Raw genomic sequence first — 19,747 nt, 5'->3', positions numbered from 1 at the left:
TGCCTTTAATGCTGAACGGCCGCTCATTTTTAATTCTTAGCCTACTAAAGAAACGATTTTTTGTGCGCCGTCAGCCATGGATTCAGCTGCGATAATATCGATATCGGCTTCAGCAAGAATTTTCTTGCCCATTTCAACATTCGTGCCTTCCAGACGCACAACTAATGGCACATTCAAGCCTACTTGCTTCGCTGCTTCCACTACACCAGTGGCGATGATGTCGCACTTCATGATTCCGCCGAAGATATTTACAAAAATACCTTTTACGTTTTTATCAGAAAGGATGATTTTGAAGGCTTCTGTTACTTTCTCAGCTGTTGCTCCGCCCCCAACATCAAGGAAATTGGCCGGGTCTCCGCCATAATGCTTAACGATATCCATAGTAGCCATCGCTAAACCTGCACCGTTAACCATGCAGCCGATGTTTCCATCAAGGGAAATATAGCTTAGGTCATATTTTGATGCTTCGATTTCCTTTGCATCCTCTTCTTCAAGGTCACGTAGATCCATGATATCTTTTTGACGGTAAAGGGCATTCCCATCAAAGTTCAGCTTAGCATCCAGAGCCATAACCTTGCCGTCGCCAGTTACAACTAATGGATTGATTTCAGCAATAGAGCAATCCTTTTCAATATAAGCTCTGTATAAGCCCATCATGAATTTAACAGCTTGTCCGACAAGCTTTGATGGAATATTGATATTAAAAGCGATTCTGCGGGCCTGGAATGCTGTTAAACCAAGAACAGGATCGATTTCTTCCTTGAAGATTTTTTCTGGCGTTTTTTCAGCCACTTCTTCGATTTCTGTACCGCCCTCTTCTGAAGCCATTAATACTACGCGAGATGTAGCTCGGTCCAGTACAAGGCCCACATAATATTCCTTCTTAATGTCACAGCCCTCTTCAATAAGTAAACGCTTTACTTCCTTGCCTTCCGGGCCTGTTTGATGTGTAACAAGTGTTTTTCCTAAGATTTCACCTGCATATGTACGAACTTCGTCAAGATTTTTGGCAACTTTTACACCGCCAGCTTTACCGCGTCCTCCGGCATGGATTTGCGCTTTAACCACACACACCTCAGTGCCAAGTTCTTTCGCAGCTTCAACAGCTTCTTCAACTGTAAATGCAACTTTTCCGTTCGGAACGGCTACCCCGTATTGTCTGAGGACTTCTTTACCTTGATACTCATGTATATTCATTTCCCATCCTCCTATCTAACTCTTCAAAAAAATAGACTGCGCTTTCATTTTATTAAATGACACAACCCTTGTCTACCATTTACTCTAAAATATTATATTTCTTTAAAAATTATAAATATTGGGCAGTGCAAAAACCCTGTTATCATAGTGGATTTGAACCTGATCTCACAGGAAAATATTTTATTAAAATAAAGAAAAAACTGCCCTTCGACAGCTTTCGATTCTAGTTGATTTAAGTATTATCCCGTTTTTTTCTACTAGCAAAGATTACTTTAAGAGAAACCTATTGGTTTACCAGAATAGATTATTTACTATTTTCCCTCTTTCCAGCCTCCTGATCAGCCCTGTAGATGAAAGCAAATACCTCAGCAACAGCCTGATAAAGCTCTTCCGGAATCCCTTCATTGATATTAAGCTTGCCAAGAAGCTCAACAAGGGCAGGGTCCTCCTGAACCGGAATACCATGTTCCTTAGCCTTTTCAAGGATATTTTCAGCTGTCAGGCCCTTCCCCTTTGCAGATACCCTGGGGGCCCCATGACTCTCAGAATCATATGTTAATGCTACCGCTTCTTTCCTTTGTGCAACACGCTCTTTTTTCATATTTTTATATCTACTCCGCTGAATTGATTCGCCTGTACAATTGATGTCATTGTTTCTCTTGCTAAAAGTGAATCACCTGCAGGCTCCGGCTCCCGGAAGGAAACCGAGGACAGCTTATAATTTAATTTTAATAAGTTTGCTTTTAATACAGCTGCAAATGGAGCTGTTAAATCCTTTATTCCGCTATGCCCATTAATAACTGAAATGTTGATGATTCTGTTTTGGACCTGAAGGTCGATAATCGTTTCATTCAGGTGCTCCAAATCTAAATAAAAGATAACACGGCAATGGTTTGGATCAATATTTCCGCCTTCTGTTCTCCTTCCGCTCCACTGCATAGTCATATCAGAAATCTTTCCCCATAGAGAAACCGGCAGCTGAAAGATAAAGTGCTGCAATGGCCCTGATTCCTGCGAGAGAGCCTGAAAGCCGGTTATTTTATGCAGCAGCCGTTCCGCTGCATCTTTAGCTGCATGTGCAGCTTCTTCGGTTAAGAAGCCCATCAGAAGCGGTTTGAGAGTATCCAGATTTTTGACGGCTCCATCATCATTCTGTTTTAATAACTTTAGGACGTCATGTTCATGAGAAAACCCTAATGCTGTGATTATTCTCTTTAACTCACTATGTATATTACGCTGATCATATGGGAAATGAGATTCGGGACGAAGGCTATTTCTCATCTCTTCCAGCATTGTGATTTCCTGAGGGCCGAGTGCAGCTGCAGCGAAGGGTTTTTCACCGCCCAATAATTTCCCCGCCTGAACAGCAGCCAGCCTGAACTTGTCTCCATCTACTAAATGTTCTATATCATCATTAATTGTAAGAGATAGGGCCGATTTAAAAACGGTGTGAAGTATATTTTTTTCTGCAGGAAAAGATATACTTCCATTTCGAAAATCATTGAGTAAGTTTTGTAGAGCTTGAGCTTGTCCTCTGTTTTTCGAACTTTCTGCGATAACTCCATTGAGTTTGGCCAAATTCAATATAAATTGCTGCCTGTTCCCTGATTCGCTTGTTTTCAGAAGTTCACTCAGCGTTTGAATAATCGGTTTATTTTGCACGCCGTCCTCAATAAGCTGTTTTATGACAGCACCCTCGTCAGCTTCACCCGGAAACATCCCCGCTGCTTTCAGGAGCTGAAAAGCTGAGAGGGACCCTGCCAGATCTTTTGCATTCAGCCACTCTGAAAACAGTCCGACTACTGCCTGCTGGCCAAGTTTGTCCCTAGAAGTCTTTGTCATAACCCCCAGCAGGGAGTATATTTGCTGCCCTTTGGATGATAAATCGGCTCTCTTTAACTCATCCTGTAATTCTCCCATAATCGAAGAAATAGAGTCACCGTTTAAGACTGAGGATAGAGCTGAATAAACATCCTTCGAAAAGGGAAGCTGCCTTAATATCATCTCTTTTACCGTCCTCAGGCCTTCTGCTGCAGATTTGCTTTCATAGATCCATTCCGATGCCATTCTTAAAGTTTCACCTGTAATCGGCAGCTGCTCCTTAAGAAAATATTGAATCAGCATTTGATTTTCCCGGGACAACTTCATTCCCAGCTGACTTAAAAGGCTTTCAGCAGGAGTTCCTTTACTTTGGCTGTTTACAGATTCCATAACTCTTAAGCGCAGCAGTCCATCACCAGGTTCTACTCTGAACCAATATCTATTGTCCGCTGACAAAGGGGTTTCAAGCAGCGCAATCACTTTATGTGTCCCGATCTGCACCTCTGCCGTCTGATTAGGAAATAGCTTTGCTACTTTTCCGCTGACAATTTGCCCTGGCCTGAGCGCAGCCGTCTTTCCTGCATTGCTCTGGTCATGCCTTATGATTTTTTGAATTATTTCAGACGGCTTCATACCTTCACCTTCTATTCTATTTCAATAAGAATCTTTTATTGGCGCAAAGCTTTTCCGGTGATAAGGCGTAATTCCATGAAGTGTTATCGCTTCAAGATGCTCCTTAGTCCCATAGCCCATATTTTTCCCGAATCCATACTGTGGAAACTCTTTGCCTATTTCAGCCATCATTCTGTCTCTTGTAACCTTGGCTATGATCGAGGCTGCAGCAATCGTTACGCTTTTGCCATCTCCCTTAATGATTGCTTCCATTGGATAAGGTGTTAAAAGTTTTACGGCATCTACAAGCAGGAAGTCCGGTTTTGGATTAAGGCCTTCAATCGCTGACAGCATTGCCTTTTTTGTCGCTTCAAAAATATTGATGCGGTCGATTTCATCTGATTCGATGATCCCAACGCTGACCGCCTCGGCCTCAGCGTTAATGATTTCATAATATTCTGCTCTTTTTTGTTCAGGCACTTTTTTTGAATCATCTAATCCCGGCAGATAAAAGTTTTCAGGCAAAATAACTGCTGCTGCTACCACCGGCCCCGCAAGCGGCCCTCTCCCGACTTCATCTATTCCGGCAATTAATTGAAAACCCTGGCTTCTGTACTGACATTCATACCTGGTCATTTCTTTATGCTTCTCATATATTTTCTTTTGTAGCAGCTGACGTGAATGCCATTTTGCCAAAAGCTGCTGCACGCCTTTTCTGTCATCCTGTTTGATTGATTGAAGGAACGGATCATCCTCTAACTCAATTGTTTTCATCTTTTCTTCTATTTGGCGAATGGTTAACTTTTCCATATTTTTCACCTTCTCATTCTAATCTATGTATCGGCATTTCTGCCAAAAAATAAAGGCCTTCTGCGAACAGAAGGTCTTCATTAAAATTATTCAGCTTCATTCCGCACTGCCATTTCCTCCGGCAGCTCCAATGTAACTGGTCCCATTTTTTCAGAACGGAATTCCCTGATTACCAGCTCTGTTACTTTATCATAATCAATTTCGCCGCCGCCCATCAGGCAGCCGCGCAGCCTGCCGATTTTATCAAAGACTTCAACGATATCTTCCGGGATTTCTTCGATATGGTAGCGGTCATTCAAACGATCCGGATATCTGTCGCCGAGAAAGCGCAGGGCATATATTGCAACATCCTGGAGATTTAAGATAGTATCCTTGATCGCTCCTGTCAGAGCAAGCTTAAGACCCACTTCCTGATCTTCGAATTTTGGCCATAAAATTCCAGGGGTATCGAGCAGCTCCAGCTCTTTCCCTACCTTTATCCACTGCTGGGCTTTTGTAACGCCGGGAGTATTTCCTGTCTTTGCAATATTCTTTTTGGCCAGGCGATTGATAAGTGTGGATTTTCCGGCGTTCGGAATACCAACAATCATTGCCCGAATTGCCCTTGGCTTGACACCTTTCGCTCTCATTCGATCGAATTTCTCCTGAAGGATTTCCTGAGATGCGGAGACGATTTCTTTCATGCCTTGTCCGGCTTGTGAGTTTATCGCAAGCGCTCTTATGCCCTTATTTTCAAAATGTCTGATCCACTTCTTCGTCGCTTCTTTATCAGCCATGTCAGCTTTATTCAACAAAACAAGCCGGGGTTTGTGCTGAATGATTTCATCGATCATCGGATTTCGTGATGAATAAGGAATCCTTGCATCAACGAGCTCAAAGATGATATCAACCAGTTTTAATTTTTCTGTAACCTGCCTTCTGGCCTTCGCCATATGGCCGGGAAACCACTGGATTGTCACACCCGGCACCTCCATCCAATATGTATTTATATAACAAACAATCGTCAATCAACGATACGAATATCCTCTATTGGCCAGTATATTACTCCGGCATCACCTAGTACTTCTTCCATTGCAACAGGGCCAATATGTCGGCTGTCCTTGCTGAAGCGTCGGTTGTCGCCCATTACAAACAAATGCCCTTCAGGAACTGTTTCCTGTCCGATCTTTTCCTTTAAAGTAAATGGCTCTGTCAAAGGCCCATCGATTACCTGTTTCTTATATTCATCCAGATAAGGCTCCTCATAAGCTTTTCCGTTAACATAAAGAGTATCATCTTTATATTCAATCTTGTCTCCCGGAAGGCCAATTACTCGTTTGATGTAATCTTTGTTTTCAGGTGCATGGAACACAATAATGTCAAAGCGCTCCGGCTCACCAATTTTATAGCTGAATTTATTCACAATCATCCGGTCCTGGTCATGCAATGTTGGCATCATGGACAAGCCATCAACCACAATTGGAGCAAATAAGAAATATCTTATGACTGCCGCTAACAGAACTGCGATTACAAGAGCTTTTGTCCATTCCCACAATTCATTTTTCTTTTTTGCCATTAAATCCCCCACCATTCTTCTAACCCATAACAAATCTGCTATGGAAAGTGTTGTCTTACTTATTTTACAAAAATTCTTCTTAATAAACACGATGGGAATCTTATTTTTATATTATTTAACATTTATGTAATATTATTTGTACTTTACTATTTCATGAAAGAAAAAGGAGCTTGATTGAACAAGCTCCTTCTTTCTCTCATTTGTCCAGCTGCAGCGCTCAGCCCCTCGAGGTCATAAGCCAAATCACTCCAGAGGCTAACGCCTCCTGCGTGATTCGACTTATGCTTGTTGGACCTGCACAGGATGTGCTGACGTCGACGTTCGCCACAGGACGTGGCGGTTGTTAGTCGACGATCATTTGTGGCGCTTTCGCTTTTCATTTTATTATCGGATTTCTTTGATACGAGCTTTTTTACCGCGAAGGTTACGCAGGTAGTAAAGTTTCGCACGGCGGACTTTACCGCGGCGGATAACTTCAAGCTTCGCAATCTTAGGTGTGTGCACAGGGAATGTACGCTCAACGCCTACACCGTAAGAAATCTTACGAACTGTGAAAGTTTCGCTGATTCCACCACCACGACGCTTAATCACAACACCTTCGTATACCTGAACACGCTCACGAGTTCCCTCAACAATACTTACGTGTACACGTACAGTATCACCAGGACGGAAAGACGGAAGGTCAGTACGAAGCTGTTCTTTTGTGATTTCTTCAATTAACTTTTGCATCGTTTTCAACTCCTCTCAACAGACGCTCTTGCACAACCTATGTTTGCAGCGGAACATCTTTATCAGACGTAAACTGAACAAGTTCAGCCTAAGTCACAAAAAGTATCATATCATATTTGGACGGCAACTTCAATGTTATTTATCTTCTTTTTTTATTTCATTTAGCCATTTTTGCTGTTCAGTTGTTAATTCTGCATCTTCAAGAAGATCAGGCCGTCTTAAATACGTTCTTCTCAAGGATTCTTTGGCTCTCCATTCTTCGACAAGGCGGTGATTGCCTGACATGAGAACATCAGGCACTTTAATGCCTCTGAAGTCGGCAGGACGCGTGTAATGAGGGTGTTCAAGAAATCCTGTGCTAAAAGAATCTTTCATATGAGATTCCTGGTTGCCTAATACACCGGGCAGCAATCGGACGACACTGTCGATTACGACCATCGCTCCAAGCTCTCCGCCAGTCAGCACAAAATCACCAATTGAAATTTCATCTGTCACAACATGTTCACGTATTCTTTCATCATACCCCTCGTAATGGCCGCATACAAAAATCAGGTGATCTGCTTCTGCCAGTTCTTCGGCTTTTCTTTGCGTGTAGCGTTCCCCTTGGGGACACAGAAGAATCACCCTCGGAGACGCCCCGCTTTTACAGCGAAGATCCTCAACCGCATCAAATATCGGCTGCGGTTTTAAAACCATCCCCGCTCCTCCGCCATATGGGTAGTCATCAACGGTTTTGTGCTTATTGTCGGCATACTCCCTAAAGTTGACCACATTGTACGTTACCGCTTCATTTTCTGCGGCTTTTTTTAATATGGAATGCCCAAAGACCCCTTCAAACATTTCAGGAAACAGCGTGAGCACATCAATATTCATCATGAAAGCAATCCTTCAATCGCATTAATTTTCACAAGTTTATCTTTCACATTAACTTCTTTAACAACATCTTCAATATACGGGATTAGAATTTCCTTACCGCCTTTTGCTTTAATTACCCACACATCATTCGCTCCGGGAGATAGAATTTCTTTGATTTTGCCTACTTCTTCTCCATCAAGTGTTTCAACCGTACAGCCTATGATTTCATGGTAGTAAAATTCATCCTCTTCGAGATCGCCAAGCTGATCTTCTGAAATTTTCAGAATGCCGCCCTTCATTTTTTCAATCTGATTGATGTTCTCGTATCCTTCAAAGGTAAGAAGATCAAATGATTTATGAGTGCGGTGTGATTTCACTGTCAGCTCAATGGGATCACCTTTTGTGTCAGGCATGAACAAATAAAGTTTATTTCCCGGCTTATACCTGTCTTCAGCAAAGTCTGTTTTTGAAATGACTCTCGCTTCCCCTTTAATGCCATGGGTGTTCACAATTTTTCCAACGTTAAACCATTTCTGCATCCACTATCACCTCTAGCGTATTTCATCAACAATTCCATCTCTTATGATGATTGTTTTCCCTTTTTCTATGTCTTCCCAGGGGGTACCCTTTTGGACCTCGATAATCGCCTGGACTTCTTTTTCTTTTAATTCACTTCCTAATGGTAGCATATGTAATTGTTCTATTTGAAAATCCAGCAGCTGGACTTTTTCCTGCCTCAGTTGAATTTCCTTTTCAAAGTGCTGTTTCAGACTGGCCGGATGCAGCTTTTTGGTTTTTTCCTGCTTTTTCAGTTCAAACCTCAGCTGATCACTTTCTTTCTGCAGCTGCTTTTTTTTGGCCGCATAGCCTTCCAGCAGTTCCTGCTTGCTGTTCTCTGTCAGCACCTGCTTAACTGTAACCGTTTGGATAATGTTCATGTACAGCGCCTCCCAAATCATAATCCGAATGAATAAACGGCGTTACTGACACTGCTGTCATGTTCTTAGTTGGCGATGTTAATATTTTTACTCTTTACCTGAAACACTTTGTTATTTATATATTCTGCCCGTTGATTTCCGCTCCGGTCACTTGCTTTCCGCGGGGAGAGATGAGAGCCTCCTCGGCTTCGCCTGCGGGGTCTCTCACTTCCCTCACTTCCCGCAGGACATTGAATAAGCTTCCTCGAACTTACACCGCACGATGGAAATGTGCCAGCATTTTCGAGGATCAAGTGCCCTCCGCTCCAATCAACTCAGCGGATGAATATAGTTTAAATCAGAGGAGAATAAAGCCAAACAACAGGCTTTTTTAGATTGTAAAAAAAGGAGGGGAAACCCCTCCTTTTTTGGCTGCATCCTGCTCATGGCAGGATAATTATTCGATGATCTCTAAAAAGATCTTCTTTTGTTCTGATGAACCTGCTGCATAAACAACGGTCCGTATTGCTTTCGCAACGCGCCCTTGCTTCCCAATTACTTTCCCCATGTCATTCTTGTTGACAGAAAGCTGATAGGTTACGCGCTGATCCTCTTCTTGGACATTCACTAGAACATCTTCCGGAAAATCAACAAGGGGCTTAACAATCGTTTCGATAAGCTCTTTCATCTTATAATGAATTACTTACCGTTTTTAGCGTTATGGAATTTTTCCATAATGCCTTGCTTAGAGAAAAGGTTACGTACTGTATCAGATGGCTTAGCACCTGTCTGAAGCCATTTAAGAGCCAACTCTTCATTGATTTCAACGATCGCTGGTTGAGCAACCGGATTGTAAGTTCCTACTGTTTCAATGAAACGTCCGTCACGAGGAGAACGTGAATCAGCTACAACGATACGATAGAAAGGGTTTTTATGAGCACCCATACGCTTTAAACGAATTTTTACTGCCATTTTAAATAAGCACCTCCGAATAGTTTCACACAAGATAGTATAATATCAGATAGTTAATTAGTTTGTAAAGGTTTTTTTCTTTACATGTTATGAAAAGCTTAAATGACTAGAAAAGCGGAAGCGCCTTGCCCACCCCCGACAAGCACAAGACGAGACTTCCGGAAAGGCGTTCTTTGCCTTTTTGGAAGGATTGGCTTGTGACCTCGAGGGGGTAGGCGCTGGAGCTGGACATTACTAAAAAGGGTTAAAAGGAAGCTTGAATCCGCCTTTTTTCTTGCCTTTTTGCTGCATGCCTGCCATTTGCTTCATCATCTTTTTCATGTCTTCAAATTGCTTCAGCAGACGGTTAACTTCAGGGACGGTTCTTCCGCTTCCCTTGGCAATCCGTTTGCGGCGGCTTGAATTGATGATTTCCGGATGAGTTTTCTCTTCCTTAGTCATCGACTTAATAATGGCTTCCACGTGAGTGATTTGCTTCTCATCGATTTGCATATTATTCAAGCCTTTGATTTTGTTGGCGCCAGGCATCATTTTCAGAAGCTCATCAAGTGGTCCCATTTGGCGTACCTGACCAAGCTGATCCAAAAAGTCATCAAATGTGAAAGAAGCAGTGCGCATCTTCTGCTCAAGCTCTTTTGCCTTTTCTTCATCCACATTGGCCTGTGCTTTTTCAATTAGGGATAAGACATCCCCCATACCTAAAATACGGGATGCCATCCGTTCTGGATGGAACGCTTCAAGGGCATCCAGCTTTTCACCCAGACCGACGAATTTAATCGGCGTGTTTGTTACGGATCTAATGGATAGAGCCGCACCGCCTCGGGTATCGCCATCCAGCTTTGTCAGGACTACTCCTGTAAGACCCAGCAGATCATTGAAGCTTTGTGCTACATTAACCGCATCTTGACCAGTCATGGCATCTACAACAAGGAAAATTTCATCTGGATTGGAAAGCTCTTTGATTTGCTTCAGTTCATCCATTAAAGCTTCATCCACATGCAGTCTTCCTGCTGTATCGATTAGAACATAATCATTATGATCCTCTTTTGCCTTTGCGATCGCCTGTTTTGCAATTTCAACAGGACTGACCTGATCGCCAAGGGAGAAGACAGGCATATTCAGCTGTTTGCCAAGCGTTTCGAGCTGTTTAATCGCCGCAGGGCGGTAAATGTCTGCAGCAACCAGCATCGGATTGCGGTTATACTTTTTGCGGAGCAGGTTCGCAAGCTTTCCGGTTGTAGTCGTTTTACCGGCACCCTGAAGACCGACCATCATAATGACTGTCGGCGGGCGATTGGAAACAGCAATTTTGCTTTGCTCTCCGCCCATCAGTTCCGTTAATTCTTCTTTAACAACCTTTATTACCTGCTGTCCCGGCGTCAGGCTCTTTAATACTTCCTGCCCGACAGCGCGTTCGCTGACTTTTTTGACGAACTCCTTGACAACTTTGAAGTTAACGTCCGCTTCCAAAAGGGCGAGACGGACTTCACGCATCATTTCTTTTACATCCGCTTCATTAATTTTGCCTTTTCCGCGGATCTTCTGAATTGTATTTTGCAGTCGGTCGGCCAATCCTTCAAATGCCATATATGCCGCCTCCTAATCTAATTTCTCAAGCTCTGCCACTGCTTCTTCCAATGCCTTCCGGGAAGGGGAGCCTTCCTGAAGCATCTCTTTTATTTCTGCAATCAGCTTGCTGCGCTCTTGAAATTTATGAAATAATAGTAGCTTTTCTTCATACTCTTCAAGCATTGCTTCTGTTCTCTTAATGTTGTCATAAACCGCTTGCCGGCTAACATCATATTCCTCGGCAATCTCTCCAAGCGAAAAATCATCCAGGTAGTAAAGGGACATGTAGCTTCTCTGCTTAGGAGTTAACAACGATTGATAGAAATCATAAAGGTAGTTCATCCTCGTTGTCTTTTCGAGCATCCCTATTCCCCCTTGTTAAGTGAAAAGCCTTTACAAAGTAAAGTTTACATAGATTTTCACATCATGTCAAGAAAATATCTTTACAGTGTTGGCAGTACCTAATTCCGGGTGAGCGCTAAAGGCATCATTCAACTCTGATTTACTTATTTTTTCCTGTTTTTTGCATCCAGCAGCCTTTTCATCCGCTCCTCTCTCTCTTTCGGCGAGAGTTCTGCTGGGTTTGGACGGTTCGGCTTCTTTGCTTTTGTTTTCTCCGGTGTTTCCTTGACAGGAGTTTCCCCTTGAAGTTTAACAGGCGCCCGGTCGGAAGGAGACGTTTTTTTTCTGGAAGCTTTAAGTTTTGATACCTTCAGTGGCGCATCTGACTTTTCTTTTACTTTTCTGTTTTTCTTCAAAATTCCCGCTGCAAGACCCGTTAGACCAAAACGCCTTACTGCGATTTCTGAAAAAAAGAGCAGGAATGCAGCGAGAAGAAGCCATTCGCTGATTGGCTGTTTGGTGCTTGCCGGTTTTTTCAGCGGCCGGAATGCTTCTTCTCCTCTCGCGAGCTCCTTGCCTCCAGTCATTTTTGAGAGTGACTTCAAATGCTCTTTATTTGTTCCCTTTTGCAAATACTCCTCAGAGTAGGGAATAGTAAAACCGGTCTGATGAACCTGAACATTCCCATTATGATCTGTCTGTTTAATATTTAAAAAATACATTCCCGCACTTTCAGGCATCAGCGCCTCATACTTACCTGGCGCTATAAGCCTCATATTAACTTCTATCTGTTCACCCGTTTCTGACACGATAGATGTCTCAATAGGCAAAGAAATACTTGCCGCAGACTCCAGGCTGAGCACTGTATTACCATCCTTGTTCTCAACATCAACTCTATATGGTTCACTTTCATACTTCGGCAGGGTTTTAGTAACAAGCTGATTAATAAAGGACGGCCACCTTTCCCAGCTTGCCCATTCTCCCGACCACTTGCCTGAGATGTCGGATGTAAATGCCGCTGTCCACCCCATTCCATATTGCCATTCAGCAAGTACCGGGTCTTTTTTTTCACTTAACAGCGGCACCTGTGCCCGCGGCTTAGCAGTGGAAGCTATATAGGCATTCATTTCCGGCACACCTTTCTCAAAAAGAGAGGACCAGTCAGGGTAGGGCTGGATACTTGGGTAAAAAGGTTTGTCCTCGATATAAGTTCGCGTAGCCATTACGGTTTCACGTGATAATATGCTTGGTATAACGGAAGAGTCTGTAACATCGTAAAACCGCCCAGACCCCATTCCCGCAAGTTCTTCCAGCAGCCCTCTATCAGCATCCTGGCCAAGAGCAACAGTTGAGAGAGTGATATTCTTCTCTTTCCCGCTTTCAATTAAAAGCTCATAGTCTCCATTTGTGGCAGATTGGCCATCTGTCAGCAAAATGATATGCTTTCTCTGCAGCTGTAAATCTTCAAGCTCACTGTATGCCCGTTCCAGAGAGGTAAAGATTTCTGTCCCCCCGCCCGGTGTAATGGATTTGATTTTTCCAATTGCCTTTTGCTTATCCTTGAGAGGCTTGGTTTCAAGGATTTCCCATGGACGGTCATCAAATGCAATGAATCCTAGTGTATCTTCTTCACGCAGCAGTTCAACTGAACGGGCAGCCGCCTCTTTCGCCAATTCAATTTTATTTCCTGCCATGCTTCCAGAACGGTCCATAACTAACACAAGACCTAAGGAAGGCATTTCTTTCTTGCCTTTGATATCCATATCCACCGGCAGCAATTTCTCAATCGGAGTTTTAAAATAGCCCCCCAGCCCGAAGCTTTCTTCACCGCCAAACATAATAAAACCAGTGCCGAATTCTTTCACTGCCTTCTCCATCAGCATCATTTGCTGCTCTGAGATGACAGTTGCAGGGACATTATTAAAAATAATCGATTGATATTGCAAATAACCTGAGAGAACGGTCGGTAGCTTTTCTGGAATAACAATGTCAGTCTCCAGGCCTGAACCTTTTAAAAGATTTGCAAGACCGCCAGCTTCCTCTCCTTGTACGATCAGGACCTTAGGGATACTCTTCACATTCACAACTGAGTGAAGTGCATTGTTTTCAGAGTAGGCATCCCGGTCTGCAGCTATCTCTGCTTTATATACCGTTAATCCTGCGGTATCCGCTTTGTGGGTAAACGTATAAACATTTTTCCCTTCGTTCACTTGAACAGTTTCCTTTAATACTTCTTTATGATTTACCGATAGTCTGATATCAGCTTCTTTGGCAACGTTGCTGGTAACTTCTATTGTAATCGGAGCCTCTTCTCCTAAATATAGTGAAGGAGGAACGTTTAATTCTGAGATTGAGACATCGTCCCCTGCTGTTGTTTTTAATGGCACATGGTCAATCTCGATATTCCGATTTTTTAAAACTGCTGCAGCTTCCAGGCTTTCGCCTTCCGTTTCATTCCCGTCCGTCATCAGGACAATTCTGCCGGAAGACTCCCTCGGAATGAGTGAAGCGGCAAATTGCAGGCCTGCTTCGAGATTGGATTGGGAATCTTCTGCCACTCCGTTAAATTCGTTTATAGCTTCACGGTTTCTGCCCAGATTCTGTTCAAGTACTGCATTTTTCCCAAAAGCAGCCACTGCAAATTGATCGTCATTTTTCCTGTGGCTGGTGCTGTTTTCTATCCAGGCAAGTGCTTCGTCATTCGTGCCAATGCTTGCAGAACGGTCGGCCAGAAATACGACGGTCTGTCCCTTTACCGGAAGAACCACCTGAGGAACGGTTAGTGCAATAATTAATAAAGAGAAAATGATCAGCCTCAAACCGGCAATCCAAAACTTTTCATTTCCTTTTCCGCTGTGATTTCGAATAAATAAAAAAACGATTATGACAGCAGGAATCAGGAGGAGAAACAGGAAGGGATATTTAACCTCTATGCCCACGGCGATATACCTCCCATTCGATAACAATCAGGATTAAAGCGATGAACGCCAGCCAGAACCAGAGACTTTCATTAGGTCTTTGGGTCATGCTGCTTTTTTCAGATGATTTAGCATTCAGTGTAAAGGATTCTTCTATTCCGGCACTTTTCTCCCTTTCATCCAGAAGTACTGTAAAAAAATAAATTTGATTTCCTGATACAGCCTGGTAAGTTCCAGGGATTATAGGAGCTTTAAAGGTTTCCTTGTTTAGATCAAGAGAGTATAGATTTTCGTCTTTATTATTGAAAATTTCCCAGCTTCCAGTTCCATTGCCGATATTTATCCATCTTTCTTCTCCGGAGCTGAAATATCCGAGGAAATCTGATTGCTGAGATAGCCACTGGTAAGAGTTATACAGAAAGATTGGAAAACCTGGCAGAAGAGGCCAATCTGTGTCGGATAGATTAAAATTGACGATAATAATTGGCTGTCCATTATGCATTCCCCTTTGGACTAAAGGAATATCCCCGCTTTTCAGTACAGTCTCCCATTCTCCTTTCAGAATGGAGGATGCAGAACTGATATACACCTTCTCAAAGTTTGCATATTCAAAAAGAGGATCCTCATCCCCCGAGATTGCTTCTTCAAGTTTTGCTTTATCTTTGCTTGTATTAAAAAAGATTATCGGCAGCTCAGGGAGTCCCGATAAAGTGCTTCCTTCCGCCACAACGACACCTTTCATATCCAAACCTTTTAGAGCAGACGGATCTGTCTGCAGCAATTCGGCACCAATAGTTTGAAAGCCCTTCACCGCAAATGGATTTACATCTCCCAAAGTGTAAACCTTAGGTTTTGGGTCAGTGTAAATAGAGGCTGCATGATTATCTGCACTATAGCCATCGCTAATGGAAATAACTGCCTCATAGTAAGGTTTTTCCGGCAGATTTTTTATTTGAACGGTTTTCTCCTCATTTGCTTTTAATGATAGATTCTGTTCAAACAGGACTTCTCCCTCAGATTTCACTGTAAAAGCTGTCTCTATATTTCCAGAATACTGGTTTTCTATCACTGCAGCCGCTGAAATACCATCACCGGTGGCCGCTGTTCCAAACGACTGCAGCGACACATTCCCTGCATTCTCCCCAATATTATGTACAACAGTATATAGACCAGCCAATTCCTTCATTAAATCTTTCTTTCCAGCTGAATCTGAAAAAATATGAAGAGCGGTGTCTTTTCCTGATGATAAGGAGCCTGCCAATAAGATAGCTTTTTTCATATTCTCATGTTCATAAGTAAGCTCCAGCCCTTCAATGGTTCTTCGAATAGCATTTAGATCATCTTCCCGGCTTAAGAGAATCTCATTTTTCTCACCTGCTTTAATTAAGCTTACCTGCTGGCCATTAAGCTTGCCTGCCAGATCAAGCATTTCCTCTTTTGCGATCTCAAAACGGCTTTTCCCTCTATTTTCAGCTGACATAGAAGCGGATGGATCAATGATGATGATTATGTGTTCTCCTTTTAAAGAATCTTCAAGCCAAAATGGACGCACAAGGGCCAGCATCAATAATAGAAGTGCCAATAATTGCAGCCAAAATAACAGATTCTGCTGAAGCTTTTTCAGCCAGGGGGAAGCCTGCCATTCATTCAGTACCTGTTCCCAGAGCAAATTGGATGAATTGGTCTTTTCCGCATACTGCTTCCGAAAGAAATAAAATAAGACAAACGCTCCGATAAAAATGGATAAAATAAAATAAGCAGGATTTAAAAATTGCATGTTGTTCTCACCTGACCAGCCCCTTCGCATACAGATCCCTGAAAAGAACAGTCTGAAGATCTCTTGTTTCAGGGGCAAAGATATATTGGCCGCCATATCGCTTGCATAAAATCTCAAGCTGTTCATTATGTTTTTTTAGGCGCTTTTCATATTCGGCCAATACGGCAGGACTTATGCTCACATTTACAGCGGTCCCTGTTTCACTATCAATTAACTTTACATCTCCAGAATATGAAGGTGTCATTTCTTCATCAGCCTGCACCTGAAATAGCCAGAACTCCTGTTTCAGCCCTCTTAGCTTCCTAAACAGGCTTTCCCATTCCTGAAGCGGTTCAAAACCATCCGCTATTATTACAGCAAGCTGCTGGTGCCTTGAAAGAGTGTCTTTTAAGCTGCCCAGAAAGTTATTGGACAGAGCTGAAGGTTCAATTTTCTGGATTTCCATGAATGTTCGCCTGCTGTAAACAGAGCCTTTTCTTTTGATAGGCTGTAAGCCAGCAGAAGAAACAGGTGAAAATAGGAGCCGGTCTTCACCAGAAAGAATCATAAAGCTCAAAGCCGCAGCCAGCGCTTTGGCATACTCCCATTTTGCTTCCAGTTTGGTCATTGATGAAGTGGCATCCAGATAAACAGCAATAGACAGTTCCTGCTCATCAAGGAAACGTTTAATATAATGTTTTTGTGTTCTGCCATAGACATTCCAATCTATTTGCCGGATATCGTCTCCGGGCTGATATGCTCTGAAGTCAGAAAATTCCATGGAAGATCCGAATTTATGGGATTGCCTTGAACCTGAATGAAACCCTCTTTTCCTGGTCTTTACCGCAACTTTACGCTTCTGCAGCTTTCCAAGAAGGATTTGATGGCTGTTCATCAGCTCTTAGCTCCCTGGGAATTTTCTTTTATTAGACCTTCAATAATCGAATCTGCCGTAATCCCCGCTGCTTCTCCTTCAAAGTTTAAAATGAGGCGGTGGCGCAGAACGGGATAGGCAACATTTTTAAGGTCACCTATTGAAACATGGAACCTTCCTGAGCACAATGCTCTTGCTCTTGCCATATTTATCAGACTCTGGAATCCGCGGGGACCGCTGCCATATTGGACGTATTCTTTTACTGTTTCCGGTGCATCCTCTGAATCCGGGTGTGTGGCAGTGATCAGCCATACAGCATAATCGAGGATATCCTCTGATACGAGGATTTCTCTTGTGAGTTCCTGAAGAGCAACTACATCATTCAGCCCGGCCGCTTTATTTAAATGAGTATTTTGCACACCTGTAGTTCTCCGGGCAATTTCTTTTAATTCTTCCTGCGTCGGATAAGCTACGTTTACCTTACAAATAAACCGGTCGGTTTGCGCCTCCGGCAGAGGATATGTTCCTTCCATGTCAATCGGGTTTTGAGTTGCAAGAACAAAAAATGGCTTTTCCATTCTTTTGGTTTCACCCATAATGGTAACCGTTTTTTCTCCCATAGCTTCAAGCAGGGCACTTTGTGTCTTAGGTGTTGCCCTATTAATTTCATCTGCCAGGATGATGTTGGCGAATATGGGCCCTTTATGAAAACTGAACGTTTGCCTGCCTGTTTCATCAGGCTGAAGCAGCATCGTTCCGGTTATATCGGATGGCATAATATCAGGGGTAAATTGAATACGGGAAAATTTCAGGTCCAGCACTTCTGCAATAGTCTTAATCAGCATCGTTTTACCAAGCCCAGGCAAACCTTCAAGCAAAACATGGCCTCCTGAGAAAATGCTCCATAATACTTGTTCGACTACTTCCTCCTGGCCTACTATAAATGATTGAATTTCATCTCTCACTCTTGCAATAATATCTGCTGCTTGTGCGAATTGCTGTTCTTTTTCCTGTGTTACGGACATTGAAGTCACTCCTTGTCAGGATCTATACTTGTAAAATAATTTTTAACGATTTCCTCTAAATCAGCCGGCAGCTTATACCGGTCGGTGCTCTGCCTGTATGACGCCTCATAATTTCCAAATACCTCACTGTAAGGTCTGATCGTTCCCTTTAATACAGGACCTTCCCCGTCAAATTGCTGGCCTGGAGTCCCTTGACCAAGTCTGCCATTGTCATTTTCAATATTCGTCTTCCCTTCCATGCCAGATGGAATGGTGAGCAGATCCCTGGATCCCTGTCCAAGTCCGGCACCTCCACCAAGACCGCTGCCCGAACCACTCCCTGCGCCTGAGCCTGCACCAGATCCTGAACCAGATCCTGAACCACTTCCGGAGCCGCTGCCTGAACCACTTCCGGAGCCGCTGCCATTTCCGTTGTTTGGGCTATTGCCAGGCTGATTTTGATTATTTTGCGAATTTGAATTATTCTGCTGCGCAGGCGGCGATGTATTAGGATTATTCGCCTCGCTCCCCTGCTTCCCGGGAGGCGCAAATGCAAGCTGCCCCGGCGGCATTCCATTCGCAGCCATTTGCTGCTGTAATGATAGCCCAGAACTCTGAAGAGCTTTTTGAGCTGCAGCCAGCTGTTTTAAGAGCTCTTCTGATTGCAATAGGTTCTCCATCTGTTCAATAAGTTTTGTCAGCTCCTCTTCAGATAGCTGCCCCTCACTGCCGGTAAGCTGTTTCAATGCATTGCTTTGTTCTTCATTAAGTTCTTTTTTCTGCTTCTCAAGTTTTGCTAATTCTTCCCGGAAAGAAGCCAGATCTTTCTCCTCCAGCATTCGGCTTAATTGCTTTAAACCGCTATTATCAAGGGTGTTTTTCATGTTTTCCAGGCTCAGAGATTTTTCTTTTTCTTTGATTGCCTTTAATTCCAGGCTTTTTGTTTGGTTCGCAAGCTCCTTCAAAGCTTCCTTAGCAGACTTTTTTTCTGCAATCTTCTCTTTCGCTTTCTCTAATGCTTTTTTTACTTCAGGATTCTTTTCTTTTTCAGCTTTTTTCTCAAGTTCCTCTTTTGCTTCTTCAACTAACTTGTTTTCCTTCTCCCATTTTTGAGCCAATTCCATTTTCTCTCCCGGAATCATGTATAAAAGTACTGCCAGGCCTAGAAAAGCCAAACACATTAAAACAGGTTTAGGGTGGATGAAAACCTTCTTCCTGCCTAAAACCTGATGGTGTACCTTTTTCATATGCTTTACTGCATCTGCAAGCTGCAATCTTGCCAGAACAGCATCATCCAAAAGGAAAGAATGGGCTGTAATAACCCTGTCTTCCGCTACAAACCCGTTATATAATGAAGCCGCCTGGATTATGTCAGGCCGCTTCTTCCAAATCCGAATAGCAGCGCCAAAAGCTGAGAGTAAAATAATCAGCAGAAAATAGTTTTGCAAGTATGGGATAACGAAAATTCTTGCTAAAACCATAAGACAACAGGCCAAGACAGCGGCTGCTAAAAGGAACACCTGAAATTCCTTAATGATCAGCTGAATGAGGAGCTGTCTTTTTACCGGTTTTAAGAGTTTAAGATATTGATTGCGGTCTTCCACCGTTATCATTCCCTTATTATAAATTTCGGGCAATCCCCTCTCCAGGGGATTTGCCCGAATAAAGTGAAACTTCAATCAGTGGGGGAGCTTTATCCCCCACTGATTGTTAGTTGAGGCCCACAGGACAAGGAAGGCTTCGTCAGCATGAGCATCGCACGACTAAATGCGACAGCTTTTGGGAGGAAGTGGGTCATAAAGACGTTGCCACAGGA

At 43.1% G+C, this 19,747-nt stretch carries 19 protein-coding genes; all 19 read right to left on the bottom strand.

Annotated features, from left to right (window positions below; genetic code table 11):
* Positions 1-36 precede the first annotated feature (36 nt).
* Positions 37-1,197: an ADP-forming succinate--CoA ligase subunit beta gene (gene sucC, locus CE058_RS22270; protein ID WP_048009038.1), complete on the bottom strand. Its 1,161-nt coding sequence runs from the start codon at positions 1,195-1,197 to the stop codon at positions 37-39.
* A 304-nt stretch (positions 1,198-1,501) separates the two neighbouring features.
* Positions 1,502-1,798 carry an EscU/YscU/HrcU family type III secretion system export apparatus switch protein gene (locus CE058_RS22265; protein WP_048009039.1) on the bottom strand — a complete coding sequence of 99 codons (297 nt, stop codon included), beginning with the start codon at positions 1,796-1,798 and terminating at the stop codon, positions 1,502-1,504.
* Positions 1,795-3,651, bottom strand: coding sequence for a hypothetical protein (locus CE058_RS22260; RefSeq protein WP_163145089.1), 1,857 nt, complete (start codon positions 3,649-3,651; stop codon positions 1,795-1,797). The genes CE058_RS22265 and CE058_RS22260 overlap by 4 nt, the downstream gene beginning before the upstream one ends.
* Before the next feature lie 21 nt (positions 3,652-3,672).
* Positions 3,673-4,440, bottom strand: a complete 768-nt coding sequence (locus CE058_RS22255) for a ribonuclease HII (protein ID WP_163145088.1) — start codon at positions 4,438-4,440, stop codon at positions 3,673-3,675.
* 86 nt (positions 4,441-4,526) lie between these two features.
* The gene (gene ylqF / locus CE058_RS22250; protein ID WP_163145087.1) at positions 4,527-5,399 is read right to left on the bottom strand and encodes a ribosome biogenesis GTPase YlqF; all 873 of its coding nucleotides are present in this window, start codon (positions 5,397-5,399) and stop codon (positions 4,527-4,529) included.
* A gap of 44 nt (positions 5,400-5,443) precedes the next feature.
* Complete coding sequence (gene lepB, locus CE058_RS22245; protein ID WP_035328928.1) at positions 5,444-5,995, bottom strand: signal peptidase I; 552 nt, start codon at positions 5,993-5,995, stop codon at positions 5,444-5,446.
* Between the two features lie 384 nt (positions 5,996-6,379).
* The gene (gene rplS, locus CE058_RS22240) at positions 6,380-6,724 is read right to left on the bottom strand and encodes a 50S ribosomal protein L19 (protein WP_009330779.1); all 345 of its coding nucleotides are present in this window, start codon (positions 6,722-6,724) and stop codon (positions 6,380-6,382) included.
* Positions 6,725-6,859: 135 nt separating this feature from the next.
* A complete protein-coding gene (gene trmD, locus CE058_RS22235) occupies positions 6,860-7,597 on the bottom strand; it encodes a tRNA (guanosine(37)-N1)-methyltransferase TrmD (protein WP_204260570.1) in 738 nt (245 codons plus the stop codon).
* Positions 7,597-8,118: a ribosome maturation factor RimM gene (rimM, locus tag CE058_RS22230; RefSeq protein ID WP_048009043.1), complete on the bottom strand. Its 522-nt coding sequence runs from the start codon at positions 8,116-8,118 to the stop codon at positions 7,597-7,599. Before rimM ends, trmD begins: the two co-directional genes overlap by 1 nt.
* 12 nt (positions 8,119-8,130) lie before the next feature.
* Positions 8,131-8,517, bottom strand: a complete 387-nt coding sequence (locus tag CE058_RS22225; RefSeq protein WP_048009044.1) for a YlqD family protein — start codon at positions 8,515-8,517, stop codon at positions 8,131-8,133.
* Between the two features lie 436 nt (positions 8,518-8,953).
* Positions 8,954-9,184, bottom strand: coding sequence for a KH domain-containing protein (locus CE058_RS22220; RefSeq protein WP_048009045.1), 231 nt, complete (start codon positions 9,182-9,184; stop codon positions 8,954-8,956).
* Positions 9,185-9,195: 11 nt separating this feature from the next.
* Positions 9,196-9,468 carry a 30S ribosomal protein S16 gene (gene rpsP, locus CE058_RS22215; protein WP_009330784.1) on the bottom strand — a complete coding sequence of 91 codons (273 nt, stop codon included), beginning with the start codon at positions 9,466-9,468 and terminating at the stop codon, positions 9,196-9,198.
* Positions 9,469-9,702: 234 nt separating this feature from the next.
* Positions 9,703-11,055 (bottom strand): signal recognition particle protein, encoded by a 1,353-nt coding sequence (gene ffh, locus CE058_RS22210; RefSeq protein WP_035328920.1) that lies wholly within the window; start codon positions 11,053-11,055, stop codon positions 9,703-9,705.
* 12 nt (positions 11,056-11,067) lie between these two features.
* Positions 11,068-11,400 (bottom strand): putative DNA-binding protein, encoded by a 333-nt coding sequence (locus tag CE058_RS22205; protein ID WP_048009046.1) that lies wholly within the window; start codon positions 11,398-11,400, stop codon positions 11,068-11,070.
* Positions 11,401-11,543: 143 nt separating this feature from the next.
* A complete protein-coding gene (locus tag CE058_RS22200) occupies positions 11,544-14,318 on the bottom strand; it encodes a VWA domain-containing protein (RefSeq protein ID WP_163145085.1) in 2,775 nt (924 codons plus the stop codon).
* Positions 14,302-16,074 (bottom strand): vWA domain-containing protein, encoded by a 1,773-nt coding sequence (locus CE058_RS22195; protein WP_163145084.1) that lies wholly within the window; start codon positions 16,072-16,074, stop codon positions 14,302-14,304. Before CE058_RS22195 ends, CE058_RS22200 begins: the two co-directional genes overlap by 17 nt.
* Before the next feature lie 7 nt (positions 16,075-16,081).
* Positions 16,082-16,948, bottom strand: coding sequence for a DUF58 domain-containing protein (locus tag CE058_RS22190; RefSeq protein WP_163145083.1), 867 nt, complete (start codon positions 16,946-16,948; stop codon positions 16,082-16,084).
* Positions 16,948-17,952, bottom strand: a complete 1,005-nt coding sequence (locus CE058_RS22185) for an AAA family ATPase (RefSeq protein WP_163145082.1) — start codon at positions 17,950-17,952, stop codon at positions 16,948-16,950. The genes CE058_RS22190 and CE058_RS22185 overlap by 1 nt, the downstream gene beginning before the upstream one ends.
* A gap of 5 nt (positions 17,953-17,957) precedes the next feature.
* Positions 17,958-19,568 (bottom strand): hypothetical protein, encoded by a 1,611-nt coding sequence (locus CE058_RS22180; RefSeq protein ID WP_163145081.1) that lies wholly within the window; start codon positions 19,566-19,568, stop codon positions 17,958-17,960.
* Positions 19,569-19,747: the final 179 nt, after the last annotated feature.

The sequence above is a fragment of the Bacillus sp. 22-7 genome, assembly GCF_010628845.1.
In the GTDB taxonomy this organism is placed as follows: Bacteria; Bacillota; Bacilli; order Bacillales; family Cytobacillaceae; genus Cytobacillus; species Cytobacillus firmus_B.
The sequence above is the reverse complement of the archived record's forward strand: the minus strand, read 5'-3'. Positions and strand labels throughout refer to the sequence as shown.

What these genes read in the sequence shown, in the direction of transcription:
- CE058_RS22195 (WP_163145084.1), bottom strand. Translation starts at nt 16,074, where the DNA reads ATGCAATTTTTAAATCCTGCTTATTTTATTTTATCCATTTTTATCGGA.
- CE058_RS22205 (WP_048009046.1), bottom strand. Translation starts at nt 11,400, where the DNA reads ATGCTCGAAAAGACAACGAGGATGAACTACCTTTATGATTTCTATCAA.
- CE058_RS22185 (WP_163145082.1), bottom strand. Translation starts at nt 17,952, where the DNA reads ATGTCCGTAACACAGGAAAAAGAACAGCAATTCGCACAAGCAGCAGAT.
- lepB (WP_035328928.1), bottom strand. Translation starts at nt 5,995, where the DNA reads ATGGCAAAAAAGAAAAATGAATTGTGGGAATGGACAAAAGCTCTTGTA.
- CE058_RS22190 (WP_163145083.1), bottom strand. Translation starts at nt 16,948, where the DNA reads ATGAACAGCCATCAAATCCTTCTTGGAAAGCTGCAGAAGCGTAAAGTT.
- rplS (WP_009330779.1), bottom strand. Translation starts at nt 6,724, where the DNA reads ATGCAAAAGTTAATTGAAGAAATCACAAAAGAACAGCTTCGTACTGAC.
- CE058_RS22265 (WP_048009039.1), bottom strand. Translation starts at nt 1,798, where the DNA reads ATGAAAAAAGAGCGTGTTGCACAAAGGAAAGAAGCGGTAGCATTAACA.
- rpsP (WP_009330784.1), bottom strand. Translation starts at nt 9,468, where the DNA reads ATGGCAGTAAAAATTCGTTTAAAGCGTATGGGTGCTCATAAAAACCCT.
- sucC (WP_048009038.1), bottom strand. Translation starts at nt 1,197, where the DNA reads ATGAATATACATGAGTATCAAGGTAAAGAAGTCCTCAGACAATACGGG.
- CE058_RS22220 (WP_048009045.1), bottom strand. Translation starts at nt 9,184, where the DNA reads ATGAAAGAGCTTATCGAAACGATTGTTAAGCCCCTTGTTGATTTTCCG.
- rimM (WP_048009043.1), bottom strand. Translation starts at nt 8,118, where the DNA reads ATGCAGAAATGGTTTAACGTTGGAAAAATTGTGAACACCCATGGCATT.
- CE058_RS22260 (WP_163145089.1), bottom strand. Translation starts at nt 3,651, where the DNA reads ATGAAGCCGTCTGAAATAATTCAAAAAATCATAAGGCATGACCAGAGC.
- CE058_RS22225 (WP_048009044.1), bottom strand. Translation starts at nt 8,517, where the DNA reads ATGAACATTATCCAAACGGTTACAGTTAAGCAGGTGCTGACAGAGAAC.
- ffh (WP_035328920.1), bottom strand. Translation starts at nt 11,055, where the DNA reads ATGGCATTTGAAGGATTGGCCGACCGACTGCAAAATACAATTCAGAAG.
- trmD (WP_204260570.1), bottom strand. Translation starts at nt 7,597, where the DNA reads ATGAATATTGATGTGCTCACGCTGTTTCCTGAAATGTTTGAAGGGGTC.
- CE058_RS22255 (WP_163145088.1), bottom strand. Translation starts at nt 4,440, where the DNA reads ATGGAAAAGTTAACCATTCGCCAAATAGAAGAAAAGATGAAAACAATT.